Source organism: Variovorax sp. dw_308 (genome assembly GCF_019207085.1).
Classification (GTDB): domain Bacteria; phylum Pseudomonadota; class Gammaproteobacteria; order Burkholderiales; family Burkholderiaceae_C; genus Variovorax.
Genome location: NZ_JAATOM010000003.1, coordinates 532,842 through 545,325, shown reverse-complemented (window position 1 = coordinate 545,325; position 12,484 = coordinate 532,842). Strand labels below are relative to the sequence as shown.

Sequence of the window (12,484 nt, the reverse complement as noted above, 5' to 3'; positions counted from 1 at the left end):
AACGGCCTGTTGCCGGAGCAGGCTATAATAGAAGGCTTTTCAGCGTGTCGCTGGCCGGGTGGTCATTGCGCGTGTCTCAACGCTGAAAGAACTCGCTGGAAGAAATTCCACCACCCCAAGGATAAAACATGGTCGTCATTCGACTCTCCCGCGGCGGCTCCAAGGGCCGTCCGTTCTTCAACATCGTCGTGTCGGACAAGCGCGTTCGCCGCGATGGCCGTTTCATCGAGCGCCTGGGTTTCTACAACCCGATCGCCAAGGAAAACGAAGAAAGCATCCGCATTGCGCAAGACCGCCTGACCTACTGGAAGAGCGTCGGCGCCCAGGCTTCGCCCACCGTGGCACGCCTGATCAAGCAAGCCGCCGCAGCGGCTCCCGCGGCGGCAGCCTAAGCCGCGCCGGCGATGCTGACCACGCTCGAAGCCGCCGAACTCCCGGCGGACGCGATCGAGGTAGGGCGCATCGCCGATGCCTGGGGCATCAAGGGCTGGTTCAAGGTCCTGCCCCACAGCGCCCAACCCGAGGCGCTGTTCTCTTCCAAACGCTGGTTCCTGCAAGCCCCCGGTGCAGCAGCCGGCGTTTTCCGCTTGCCCATCCGGGAAGCGAAGGACCATTCCGACTGCATCGTCGCCTGCTCCGAAGACGTGGTGGACCGCACTGCGGCCGAGGCCCTGCGCGGCGCGCGCGTGTTCGTGCCGCGTTCGAGCTTTCCCACGGCGGGCATTGACGAGTACTACTGGGTCGACCTGATCGGCCTGGACGTGGTGAACCGCGAAGGCGTCAAGCTCGGCACGGTGCGCGAGTTGCTCGCCGCGGGTCCGCAGACCACGCTGGTGCTGGCGGCGGAAGAGGGCGGCGTCGCGGTCGAGCGGCTGGTGCCATTCGTCTCGGCATTCGTCGACAGCGTCGATCTGGCGGGCCGGACCATCACGGTCGACTGGCAGCCTGACTACTGAACGGCCTGCCGTCCCGGCAGCCGGCGCATCCATGCGCTTCGACGTTCTCACGCTTTTCCCCAAACTGTTCGCTCCGTTCCTCGTGAGCGGCGTGACGCGCCGCGCGTACGAATCGAAGCAGGTCGAGGTGGTGCTGTGGAATCCGCGCGACTTTACCGCAGGCAACTACAAGCGTGTGGACGACCGGCCCTTCGGTGGCGGCCCGGGCATGGTGATGATGGCGGAGCCGCTGTCCGCCTGCCTGGACGCCGTGCTGGCTGCGCGCGGCGAAGCGCCAGTGCCGGTCCTGCTGTTCTCCCCCATCGGCGAAAAGCTGCAGCACGCTGCAATCGAGCAATGGTCCGGCAGTGCTGGCGCGGTGCTCGTCTGCGGCCGCTACGAGGGCATCGACCAGCGCTTCATCGACGCCCGCGTTACGCACCAGGTGAGCCTGGGCGACTTCGTACTGTCAGGCGGCGAGATTCCCGCCATGGCCCTGCTCGATGCGGTCGCGCGCCTGCAACCGGGCGTGCTGGGCGACGAAGCGAGCCATGTGCAGGACAGTTTCAATCCGGCACTGGACGGCCTGCTCGACTGCCCCCACTACACGCGGCCCGAGCAATGGCAGGGCCGGCCGGTGCCGGCGCCGCTGATGTCGGGCCATCATGCGAAGATCGAGCGCTGGCGACGCGACCAAAGCTTGGCTATCACCTCTGCGCACCGCCCCGAATTGATCGAGGTGGCGCGCGCCGCAGGCCGCCTGGACAAGGTCGATGAAGCTGTGCTCAAAAAAAAGCTATAATCTTTGGTTCCCCGATCCTCTGGCCGGCCGCGTCCGCAATCATCCACTCTGCTGGATTCGATCAGCGAACGCCTTTAGTGCAGCGCGGACAAGATCAATCACAGGAAATCATGAACCTCATCCAGACCCTCGAGCAGGAAGAAATCGCCCGGCTCAACAAGAAGATCCCCGATTTCATGCCTGGTGACACCGTCATCGTGAGCGTGAGCGTCGTCGAAGGCACCCGCAAGCGCGTGCAGGCCTACGAAGGCGTCGTCATTGCCAAGCGCAATCGCGGCCTCAACAGCGGCTTCACCGTGCGCAAGATCTCCAGCGGCGAAGGCGTGGAGCGTACGTTCCAGACCTACAGCCCGTTGATCGCCGGCATCGAAGTCAAGCGTCGTGGCGATGTGCGCCGTGCCAAGCTGTACTACCTGCGCGAGCGCAGCGGCCGGTCGGCACGCATCAAGGAAAAGCTGCCGGGCAAGTCGACCAACGCTGCCGCCGCCCAATAAGCTGCGCCTTCCGTTGTGCAAAAAGCCGCCAGTCCAGGCGGCTTTTTGCATTGGGCCCGGCCCATGTCTTGCATTGAAATTCCAAGGAGCCTCAACTGACCGACCGATCCCCCATGGAATCCGCCGCCGTTGTCGAACCCGCCACCACCATTGCGGCTGCGTCCCTGCTTTCCTTCGACCCGCGCGCAGTGCCGGTGGTGGCCGTCGACCGCGGTCTGCCGGCGGTCGCTCGTGCCGAACTCACGCCCGCGGCGCTGCGCGCACGCTTTGCCGCGCCACCCGATTGGGTGCCGGAACTGCGCCGCGAACCCCGTCTGATGGATCGGGCCCCGGCGCAGGCAGCGGTGCTGGTGCCGATCGTGCTGCATGACGGCGAGCCCACGGTGCTGTTGACCGAGCGCGCGTCGCGCATGACGACGCACTCGGGCCAGGTCGCGTTTCCGGGGGGGCGCGTCGACCCTGAAGATGCCAACGTCGCTGCCGCGGCGCTGCGCGAAGCCTGGGAAGAAGTGGGGCTGTCGGCTGGATATGTCGAGATTCTCGGCAGCCTGCCGACCTACACCACCGTGACTTCATTCATCGTCACGCCGGTGGTGGCGCTGGTGCAGCCGGGCTTCACGCTGATGCCGAACCCCGACGAAGTGGCCGATGCCTTCGAGGTGCCGCTCGCGTTCCTGATGGACCCCGCCAATCACCGCCGCCATGCGATGCCCGATGCCGAGCGCAAGTCGCGCGAGTGGTACTCGATGCCTTACCAGGATGGGGTGAACGAGCGCTTCGTGTGGGGTGCGACAGCGGGGATGCTTCGCAACCTCTATCGCTTCCTGATCGCCTGAAAGAAACCCACCCGCGAATGTGCCTGCGGCGCTCCCTCGAGAGTGCGCACCCGGCAGCCCGGCAACGCGCCTTCCGCGGGCACCCACGAAGGGGCTCTTTACCTGACTCCCGGGACGCGTGACGAGGGGCGCTGGATCGGAAATCGAGCGGTGCTCGCTATCATCGAAACATGAGTTTCTTCGCCATCCTGTGCGCTTTGCTGATCGAGCAGGTCCGGCCGCTTGCGTATCACAACCCGGTCTACGGTGCCGTATTGGCCTGGACGCGCTGGGTCAGTCGCAACTTCGACGCCGGCAAGTCTCACCACGGCTGGATTGCCTGGGGCTTGGCGGTCGGCTTGCCGACGCTGTTTTCATTTGGCATCTACTGGGGGCTGGTGCTCACGCTGGGCCTGCCTTTTGCGGTGGTCTGGAGCATCGCAGTGGTCTATACGACGCTGGGATTCCGGCAGTTCAGCCACCACTTCACCGGCATTCGCGATGCCCTCGACAGCGGCGATGATCCGCTCGCGCGATCGCTGCTGGCCCAGTGGCAACGGGTCGATGCTGCCAACCTGTCGCGCAGCGAAGTCATCCGGCGGGTGATCGAGCATTCGGTGATCGCGGCGCATCGGCACGTGTTCGGCGTGCTGGCCTGGTTCTCGATTCTTGCGGCGTTCGGCCTGGGGCCGGCTGGCGCGGTGTTCTACCGCATGAGCGAGTTCGTGGCGCGGTACTGGGCCCACAAGGATGGCGCATCGGTGCAGCCGTCGAGCAAGTGGGTCCAGCATTCGTCGGCCGGCGCCTGGAATGCGATCGACTGGGTGCCGGCGCGCATCACTGCGCTCGGTTTTGCGGTGGTGGGCAGCTTCGAGGACGCGATCGATTGCTGGCGCAATGATGCCCGGCGTTTCCCGGATCCCAACGACGGCGTGATCCTGGCCGCGACCTCGGGCGCGGTGAATGTGCGGCTCGGCGGCGGCGGGCTGCGGCCCGCGCCTGTGACCGATCCGCTCTCGCGCGCCCAGGCGGGCGAGTCGATCGCGAGCATCCATGGGCCGGACAGCGGCAGCACGCCGGGGCGCGAGCCCGAGCCGGGACACCTGCGCAGCGTGGTCGGGCTGGTCTGGCGCTCGGTCGTGATGTGGATGCTGTTGCTTGCGTTGCTCACGCTGGCCCGCTTGCTGGGCTGATCGATGTCCGCATCCCAGCCGAGCTTCTACAGCCCGCGCCTCGCCGCGCTCGAGCCGTACGTGCCCGGCGAGCAGCCGCGCATCGCGAGCTTGGTCAAGCTCAACACCAACGAGAACCCGTATCCGCCGTCGCCGCTCGCTGTCGATGCCGTCCAACGCGCTGCGGCGGCGGGGCTGGAGCGCTATCCCGATCCGGAGTCGCTGGAATTGCGTGAAGCGGTGGCACGGCGGCATGGTCTCCACGCCGATCAGGTGTTTGCCGGCAACGGCTCCGACGAAGTGCTGGCGCATGCGTTCTTCGCGTTCTTCCGGCAGGCCGAGCCGCTGCTGTTCCCGGATGTGACCTACAGCTTCTACCGCGTCTACGCACAGCGCTACGACATCCCTTGCGAGTTGCTTCCGGTGGACGATGGCATGCGCATCGACGTCGATGCGCTGGCCGCGCGTGCCGCGCGTGGCTGCGGCGGCATCGTGCTGGCCAATCCGAATGCGCCAACCGGCATCGGCCTGCCGCTCACGCAGATCGAGCGCCTTCTGCAGGCTTGCCCGGGTCGAGTGGTGCTGGTCGATGAGGCGTACGTCGATTTCGGCGGCGAAAGTGCGTTGCCGCTCGTCGCGAGGTATCCGAATCTGCTGGTGGTGCAGACGCTTTCCAAGTCGCGCGCCTTGGCGGGCCTGAGGGTTGGCTTCGCGTGCGGCCAGGTGCACCTGATCGAGGCCATGACGCGCGGCAAGAATACTTTCAATTCGTACCCGCTGGGGCGCCCCGCGCTGGCCGGCGCCGTGGCCGCGCTGCAGGACGAAACCTGGTTCGACCGGACCTGCAAGGCCGTCATGGACACGCGCGAAGGTTTGAGCCTGCAACTGGAAGACCTGGGCTTCGAGGTGCTCCCATCGCAAGCGAACTTCGTCTTTGTGCGGCACCCGCAACATGACGCAGGCGAGATGGCCGCTGCGCTGCGCGAGCGCGCCGTACTGGTGCGGCACTTTGGCGCGCCGCGGATCGCCCAGTACCTGCGCATCAGCATCGGCACGCGCGATCAGTGCGGTGCGCTGATCAACGCACTGAACGGCATCCTCGCGCCCTGAATCGACTCATACGACTTCGCGATCAAACGCATGACTGCGTTGGGTCGCCTTGCCGTGCTACAGCACTGTCTGCGGCCTCGCCTTGTTCTGCGCTTGATTTCAAAGTCGTATCAGGGGAAGCGCCGCTGGCTCAATTCGGCAAAAAGCTCGCCGTAGATCCGGTAGCGCGTTGCGCTGATCGGGCCGGGCTGCGTGGCGGTTTCCACGTGTGGAATCACGCCGCAGCCGGGTTCATGCAAATGCGTGCAGTTGTAGAACTTGCAGTTCGATGCATGCTCGGCAATGTCGGGCATCAGGCCGGCCAGTCGCATCGGCTCGATGTGATTGAGGCCGAATTCCTGGAAGCCCGGTGAGTCGATCAATGCCGTCTCGCTGTACTTGTCGACCCAGTACCAACTGGTGCTGGTGGTCGTGTGCTTGCCGGAATTGAGCGCCTTCGAGATCTCGCCGGTCTGGGCCAGCGCGCCGGGCACCAGCAGGTTGATCAGCGTGCTCTTGCCTGCGCCGGAGGGGCCGAGCACCAGCGTTGTCTTCCCGGCAAGCAGCTTGAGCAGTGACGCATGGTCGACCTCGCCGGATGCCTTCAGCGACAGCGGCAGTACGCCGTGGTGCATGCGCCGGTAGGGCGCCAGCCGTGCCCAGGCGCGTTCGAAGGGGACGACCAGGTCGCTCTTGTTGAGGGCGATGATCGGCGCGATGCGCTCGGCCTCGGCCGCGATGAGCGCGCGCGCCAGTTGGTGCTCGGAGAATTCCGGTTCGGCCGCGATCAGGATCAGCACATGGTCCAGGTTTGCGGCAAAGGACTTGGTGCGGATTTCATCCTGGCGGTAGAAGAGGTTGCGGCGCGTCTCGACGCGCTCGATCGTGCCTTCGTCCTCACTCGCCTGCCAGCGCACGCGGTCGCCAACGACGGCCTGGCTCTTCTTGCCGCGCGGATGGCAGATCACCTGTTCGCCCTCGGGCGTCTCGACCACGCAGTGCCGGCCGTGACTGGCCACCACGATGCCGACATCCAGTTCGGCCATGGCCGGCGCGCTGTGCTGCTTAGCCACCGGCTTGTTCCATGGTTGCGGCGGCGTTCAATGGGCGAGCAGCGCGTCGGCTTGCGTGGCGCAGTCGAAGTCGCTCGACGAGATGCCGCCGACATCGTGCGTGTTGAAGCGGACCACGCAGCGGTTGTAGTGCACGGAGAGGTCGGGATGATGGTCTTCGCGGTGCGCGATCATCGCCAGCGCATTGACGAAGGCGATCGTCTCGAAGTAGTTGGCGAAGGTGTAGGTCTTCTCGATGGCCACGTTGGCGCCGTCGCCGGCGAGCTTCCATCCGTCGAGGCGCGCGAGGCTGGCCACGACTTCGGTGGCGCTCAGCGCGCGGCGCGCATGGCCTTGCCATTCCTTGGCCTTGAACATGCTGGTGGACATTCCCGGGGATTCCGTTCGGATCAGCTGGCGGCCATGCGCGCGAGGCGCTCGGACGCAGGGGGGTGCGAGTAGTAGAACTTCACGAACACCGGATCGGGTGTCAGCGTCGCCTTGTTGTCGTCATAGAGCTTGAGCAGGGCGGCGCGCAGGTCGTTGCCGTTGGTCTGGGCCACGGCATAGGCATCCGCCTCGAACTCGTTGCGCCGCGAGAACTGCGCGAACAACGGTCCGATGAGGAAGGTGAACACCGGGATCGCCAGCATGAACAGCAGCAGCGCGAGGCCGTTGTTGGGCGCGGCCATGTTCGGCTGCACGCCCAGTCCGGTATAGAACCAGGACTGCGCGCAGAGCCACCCCAGCAACGCGAATCCGATCAGGCTCATCGTGAACGACAAGGCGAGGGCCTTGATGATGTGGTGCCGCTTGTAGTGGCCGAGTTCATGCGCGAGCACGGCTTCCATTTCGCCGGCGCTGAGCTGGCGCAGCAGCGTGTCGTAGAACACGACGCGCTTGTTGGCGCCGAAGCCAGTGAAGTAGGCGTTGGAATGGGTGCTGCGCGTGCTTCCATCCATCACGAACAAACCCTTGGCGACGAAGCCGCAGCGCTTCAGCAGCGCGGTGACGCGCGCCTTGATCGTGGGGTCGTCCAGCGGCTTGAACTTGTTGAAGAGCGGCGCAATCAGGTTGGGATACACCAGTTGCGCGAGCAGCATGAAGAGGGCGACCGCACCCCAGGCCCAGATCCACCACAGGGCGCCGGTGGCGCCCATGAGCCACAGGACCAGCGCGGTGATCGGCAGTCCGAAGGCGATGAACAGTCCCGCCTTGATCAGCGCATCCAGCACCCAGCGCTTCCACGTCATCTTGTTGAAGCCGAAGCGTTCTTCGAGCACGAAGGTACGCCAAAGCGCAAACGGCAGTTCGAGGAGGCTGCCGATGGCCGTGAATGCGCCGAGCAGCGCCAGTTGCTGCACCATGCCGCCGCCCAGCCAGGCGAGCAGCGCCTTGTTGAGCAGGTCGACGCCGCCGAGCAACGTCCAGGCCAGCAACAGGGCGGCGCCCCAAGCCACTTCGATCAGGCCGAAGCGGGCCTTGGCGATGGTGTAGTCGGCTGCCTTCTGGTGCGACTCGAGCGTGATGGCCGAGGCATAGTCGGCCGGAACGACGTTTCGGTTTTTCGCCACATGGCGGATCTGCCTTGAGGCCAGCCAGAACTTCAGCAACAAGTCGACCAGCAGGGCGGCCGCAAAGGCGGAAGTGAAAAGGAGTGAGGCATTCATGGGCCGCCGAGTTTAGTCGTCGCGCCCGGAGCCGGCGAGCCTTCGACGACAATCCCACGATGCCCGAATCGACAGAACAGACTCCCCCGACCCTGAAGAAAAGCGACCAGAACCTGGTCTGGCTCGACTGCGAGATGAGCGGGCTCGACCCCGAGAAGGAACGCCTCCTCGAAATCGCCGTGGTCGTCACCGGCCCCGACCTGACGCCGCGCATCGAAGGCCCGGTGCTCGTCATCCACCAGACTGACGAGGTGCTCGACGCCATGGACGCCTGGAACAAGGGCACGCATGGGCGCAGCGGCCTGATCGACAAGGTCAAGGCTTCCACCCTGGACGAAGCGGCCGCCGAAGAGCAGTTGCTGGAGTTCATCAAGGGCTACATCCCCAAGCAGGGCTCGCCCATGTGCGGCAACACCATCGGGCAGGACCGCCGCTTCCTCGTCAAGTTCATGCCCAAGCTCGAGGCCTACTTCCACTATCGGAACCTCGACGTCAGCACCCTGAAGGAAATCGCCAAGCGATGGAAGCCGACGGCCTACAACGGCTTCAAGAAGCAGCAGGCGCACACTGCGCTGGCCGATGTTCATGAGTCGATCGATGAACTAGTTCACTATCGGGAAACGTTACTGAATCTTGAATGATTAGGTAAATACCCGAATTCGTGCCATAATCTAGGGCTTCGCTACACGTTGTAGCGACTTCTTGCATCTCCCCGTCTTGCACTAGCGCCCAAACGAATGGGCCCGGCTTCGCGAAAGCGATCGCTGTATGTCGTTGGATGGTTGATGTTTTTAACCACCCGACGGGGCGCCGCCTGCGGCAGCGCTCGCGTAGAGAAAAAAGTTACATGACCGACGCTTTTGAAGCGCAGGGCGAGTTCGCGCCTGTGCAATCCGCATCCGCATCCATCAACGATTTCGCGCCCGTGGAGTCGCATTCCGACATCACCTTGCTCGACACGCTCGACGTGGCCGCAGTGCCCGCCGACGAACCCAAGGCGCCCAACGGCTTCATCCGCCTCGGCCTCGCCCAGGAACTGGTCGCCGCCGTCGCCGACCTCGGCTTCGAGCAGCCGACCACCGTGCAGGACAAGGTCATTCCCCTGGCCATGGGCAGCGCCGACGGCGCCGCCAAGTTCATCGACCTGATGGTCTCGAGCCAGACCGGCAGCGGCAAGACCGCCGCCTTCCTGCTGCCCGTTCTGCACACGCTGCTGAAGCAGGAAGCCGAAGCCGAAGCCGCCGCCAAGGCCGAGTTCCAGCGCCAGTCCGACGAAGCCATCGCCCGCGGCGAAGCACCGCCGAAGAAGGCCAAGCGCAAGGACCCGACCAACACGCGCAATTTCAAAGCCGCCACCCCCGGCGCCCTGATCCTGTGCCCGACGCGCGAACTCGCGCAGCAAGTCGCGCACGACGCGATCGACCTGGTTCGCCATTGCCGCGGCCTGCGCGTCGCCAGCGTAGTCGGCGGCATGCCGTACCAACTGCAGATCGCCAAGCTGCAGAACGCCAACCTGGTGGTTGCAACGCCCGGCCGCCTGCTGGACCTGCAACGCTCGATGCAGATCAAGCTCGACCAGGTGCAATTCTTGGTCGTCGACGAAGCCGACCGCATGCTCGACCTGGGCTTCTCGGACGACCTCGCCGAAGTCAACCAACTCACCATCGAGCGCAAGCAGACGATGATGTTCAGCGCGACCTTCGCGCCGCGCATCCAGCAACTCGCCGCCCGCGTGATGCGAGCGCCGCAAAAGGTGCAGATCGATTCGCCGCAAGAGAAGCACGCGAACATCAAGCAGTCGCTGTTCTGGGCCGACAACATGGTCCACAAGCGCAAGATGCTCGACCACTGGCTGCGCGACACCACCATCAACCAGGCGATCGTTTTCGCCAGCACCCAAGTCGAGTGCGACGGCCTCGCCAACGACCTGCAACAAGACGGCTTCAGCGCTGTCGCACTGCACGGCGCGCTGAGCCAAGGCCTGCGCAACCGTCGCCTGATGGCGCTGCGTCAAGGCCAGGTGCAGATCCTCGTCGCGACCGACGTGGCTGCCCGCGGCATCGACGTGCCGACCATCACGCACGTGTTCAACTTCGGCCTGCCGATGAAGGCCGAGGACTACACCCACCGCATCGGCCGCACCGGCCGTGCTGGCCGCGACGGCATCGCCGTCACGTTCGCCGAGTTCCGCGATCGCCGCAAGATCATGGACATCGAGCACTACAGCCACCAGAACTTCAAGGCCGAGACCATTCCTGGCCTGGAACCACAGCAACGCATGCCGCAGTCGCGCCCGCAAGGCTTCGGCGGCGACCGCGACCGTGGTGGCGCCCCGCGCGGCGACTTCCATTCGCGTGACCGCAAGTTCGGCGGCGGCAATGGCGGTGGCCATCGCAGCGCCCCGAGCGGCGGCTATGCCGGCGCCAGCGGCTTCAACGACCGTGGCGCGCGTCCCCCGATGGGCGGCGGCGCCCCGGCACCGCGTGGTTTTGGTGGCGGCCGCGACCGTGATGAAGGCAGCTTCGGCCGCAAGCCGGGCTGGGGCGACAACGCCGCACCGCGCGGCAACTTCGGCGGCGGTGGCCGCAACGAAGGCTTCGGCGCACCGCGCGGCAACGGCGGTGCTGGCAAGGTCTTCGTGCCGCGCGACGCGCAGCAGAAGCGTGGCTTCAAGCCCAGCCGCTGATCAGCGAATAGCACCATGAAAAAGGCCCGCTGCCGAAAGGAGCGGGCCTTTTCCAATTCGGCATTGCGTCAATCAACGCCAAGGGGCCAGTTCTTCGCGCGGTTCGAGTGACCAGTTGGCCATGGCCTTCTCGGCTTCGCGTGCGTTCTGTTGGTCGATGCGGCGCGCCGCAAGCTGGGCCGACATCTCCAGCTTCTTCAGGTCGCGCTTCGTGAGTTCGTCGTTCGGCGCGTAGCTGAAGCAGCAGAGGGTGCCGTACACGCGGCCATCGTTCAGGATGATCGGCGTGCTCAGGTGCGCGCCGACGGGGAAGGGCGTCGCGGGCAGGTCCGCCGAGAGGGCATGGGCGGCTGCGTTGGCCACCATGCGCGGCAGGCGGCCGTCGATGACGCGCTGGCAGAAGCTTTCTTCGAGCGGATCGGACTGGCCGACTTCGATCGGGCGCTTGCGGGTGCCGGTCTCCACGCGCCGGAACACACGCCGGTTGTCCACGAACTCGGAGACGAACACCACGTCCATCTTCAGGTGCTCGCGCAGCAGGCGCAGGACGTCGGGAACCACGTCGCTGATCAGGGCGTCAGCGCCTTCCGGCGTGGCCACCAGCAGCTCGGAGATGCGGACTTCCAGCATGTCCGGTTCGTATCCGTGGTCTTTGGTTAACAAGTTCAATGAAATGGCCCTCAAGCATGATCAGTTGAATCAAGTTTAGACAAGGAAACATTGTTTTCGCCAGCATACTGGCGCCGTGCCCCTCAACCTTTTGCATCGCCTGGCTGATCAAAAGCTTCCCGTTGCCGTCACGCATGGCAGGGATGTGGATTCGGTGCGCGTGCTCGCCCTTGCCGGGCACGTCAAGGCGTCCATTCCAAAGCCGGTGCGAACGCTCGACGGCTTCGACCAACCGCCAGCGGTGGTCGCTTCGATCACATCGCTGGGGCGCAGCATGATCAAGCGCTTTCCGAGGCGGTAGGGCGGCAATGGCCTCGGCGCGCCACGCCAAAAAATACCCGCCGAAGCGGGTAAAGGAGTCCAGCGCAAGATTAAAGCCGGGCTCTGAGGAATAGAGGTCCCGTGAAAGCCTGCCATCCGCGCACAATTCGCCGACTGTGTCGTCGTTGGCTTCGGCCGAAGGCAGCCCGGGGCTGCCCGCGAAATGACGTTACTTCGGCGTGCCGCCCTGAGTTGAACGGCGCTTCTTGGTGCCATCCTTGTTGGTGCGGCGCGTGTCGCGGGTTTCGGCGCGCGCTTCGCCACTGGTTGCAGCCTTGTCTGTGCCGATTGCACCGCCTTCAGGGGTCTTGGCAATGTCCCCGGCCGGAGCCTTCACCTGACCTTGGGCCTTCGAGTTTTTCTTGGCCTCAGCGCGTTGCTGCGACTTGCTGTTGGTGGCGTTGCCTTGCTCATCCGAGGTGCCGGAAGGGTTCTGGGCATACGCACCTGCTGCGAAAAGGCCGGCGATCATGACGGCGAGAAACTTGCTCATGAAAAATGTCCTTCGGAAGTTGGTTTTAAGAACCTCTTGATCAACAGAGAGGTATGCCGACAACGAGCGATCTTCAATGTGCGTTGACAGTGTTTCAACACGGCAACTTTGAAGTAACCCCGCCTGCATCCTGCCTACTTTTTACCTCTGCCCTCTGCCAATTGCAACGCACGGTTAATTCCTCGGTGAGAAGCGGCGCCGCGAATCTGAACGGCGCTCTAAGTGAAACGCCGGGCTTGATGCCGGGCCGAGGAAGGTCGCGACAGGAGTTTCGATGGTCGAGAAA

The 12,484-nt window shown here is 64.8% G+C and carries 15 protein-coding genes; 10 read left to right on the top strand and 5 right to left on the bottom strand.

Features of this window, described 5'->3' with window-relative positions; translation table 11 throughout:
- Positions 1-128 precede the first annotated feature (128 nt).
- The 7 genes from rpsP (at position 129) to hisC (ending at position 5,328) form a co-directional block, all read left to right on the top strand.
- Positions 129-392, top strand: a complete 264-nt coding sequence (rpsP, locus tag HCU76_RS09030; RefSeq protein WP_213955549.1) for a 30S ribosomal protein S16 — start codon at positions 129-131, stop codon at positions 390-392.
- A 12-nt stretch (positions 393-404) separates the two neighbouring features.
- Complete coding sequence (rimM, locus tag HCU76_RS09025) at positions 405-956, top strand: ribosome maturation factor RimM (protein WP_218509053.1); 552 nt, start codon at positions 405-407, stop codon at positions 954-956.
- 31 nt (positions 957-987) lie between these two features.
- Complete coding sequence (trmD, locus tag HCU76_RS09020; protein ID WP_218509052.1) at positions 988-1,737, top strand: tRNA (guanosine(37)-N1)-methyltransferase TrmD; 750 nt, start codon at positions 988-990, stop codon at positions 1,735-1,737.
- Positions 1,738-1,847: 110 nt separating this feature from the next.
- Positions 1,848-2,231, top strand: coding sequence for a 50S ribosomal protein L19 (gene rplS / locus HCU76_RS09015; protein ID WP_213955552.1), 384 nt, complete (start codon positions 1,848-1,850; stop codon positions 2,229-2,231).
- Positions 2,232-2,344: 113 nt separating this feature from the next.
- The gene (locus HCU76_RS09010; RefSeq protein ID WP_213955553.1) at positions 2,345-3,067 is read left to right on the top strand and encodes a CoA pyrophosphatase; all 723 of its coding nucleotides are present in this window, start codon (positions 2,345-2,347) and stop codon (positions 3,065-3,067) included.
- 170 nt (positions 3,068-3,237) lie between these two features.
- Positions 3,238-4,239, top strand: coding sequence for a CobD/CbiB family protein (locus HCU76_RS09005; protein WP_213955554.1), 1,002 nt, complete (start codon positions 3,238-3,240; stop codon positions 4,237-4,239).
- A 3-nt stretch (positions 4,240-4,242) separates the two neighbouring features.
- Complete coding sequence (gene hisC / locus HCU76_RS09000; protein ID WP_218509051.1) at positions 4,243-5,328, top strand: histidinol-phosphate transaminase; 1,086 nt, start codon at positions 4,243-4,245, stop codon at positions 5,326-5,328.
- Between the two features lie 110 nt (positions 5,329-5,438).
- On the opposite strand, the gene rsgA is transcribed toward hisC, so the two are convergent.
- The 3 genes from rsgA to HCU76_RS08985 are packed head-to-tail and all read right to left on the bottom strand — an operon-like array spanning position 5,439 to position 8,029.
- Positions 5,439-6,353 (bottom strand): ribosome small subunit-dependent GTPase A, encoded by a 915-nt coding sequence (rsgA, locus tag HCU76_RS08995; RefSeq protein WP_218509085.1) that lies wholly within the window; start codon positions 6,351-6,353, stop codon positions 5,439-5,441.
- Positions 6,354-6,407: 54 nt separating this feature from the next.
- Positions 6,408-6,749, bottom strand: a complete 342-nt coding sequence (locus HCU76_RS08990) for a 4a-hydroxytetrahydrobiopterin dehydratase (protein WP_218509050.1) — start codon at positions 6,747-6,749, stop codon at positions 6,408-6,410.
- Between the two features lie 20 nt (positions 6,750-6,769).
- On the bottom strand, positions 6,770-8,029 hold the full coding sequence (locus HCU76_RS08985) for a M48 family metallopeptidase (RefSeq protein ID WP_213955557.1): 1,260 nt from the start codon (positions 8,027-8,029) through the stop codon (positions 6,770-6,772).
- 59 nt (positions 8,030-8,088) lie between these two features.
- On the opposite strand from HCU76_RS08985, the gene orn reads away from it, so the two are divergent.
- The gene (gene orn, locus HCU76_RS08980) at positions 8,089-8,670 is read left to right on the top strand and encodes an oligoribonuclease (RefSeq protein ID WP_213955558.1); all 582 of its coding nucleotides are present in this window, start codon (positions 8,089-8,091) and stop codon (positions 8,668-8,670) included.
- Positions 8,671-8,876: 206 nt separating this feature from the next.
- Entirely contained in the window at positions 8,877-10,715 is a 1,839-nt protein-coding gene (locus HCU76_RS08975) for a DEAD/DEAH box helicase (RefSeq protein WP_218509084.1), read from the top strand.
- A 72-nt stretch (positions 10,716-10,787) separates the two neighbouring features.
- Here HCU76_RS08975 and HCU76_RS08970 read toward each other — a convergent pair whose 3' ends face one another.
- Complete coding sequence (locus tag HCU76_RS08970; protein WP_213955560.1) at positions 10,788-11,345, bottom strand: GAF domain-containing protein; 558 nt, start codon at positions 11,343-11,345, stop codon at positions 10,788-10,790.
- Between the two features lie 115 nt (positions 11,346-11,460).
- Between HCU76_RS08970 and HCU76_RS08965 the strand changes: the two genes are divergently transcribed.
- The gene (locus HCU76_RS08965; protein WP_213955561.1) at positions 11,461-11,685 is read left to right on the top strand and encodes a hypothetical protein; all 225 of its coding nucleotides are present in this window, start codon (positions 11,461-11,463) and stop codon (positions 11,683-11,685) included.
- A 189-nt stretch (positions 11,686-11,874) separates the two neighbouring features.
- On the opposite strand, the gene HCU76_RS08960 is transcribed toward HCU76_RS08965, so the two are convergent.
- Positions 11,875-12,198 (bottom strand): cell envelope biogenesis protein TolA, encoded by a 324-nt coding sequence (locus HCU76_RS08960; RefSeq protein ID WP_213955562.1) that lies wholly within the window; start codon positions 12,196-12,198, stop codon positions 11,875-11,877.
- Positions 12,199-12,484 lie beyond the last annotated feature (286 nt).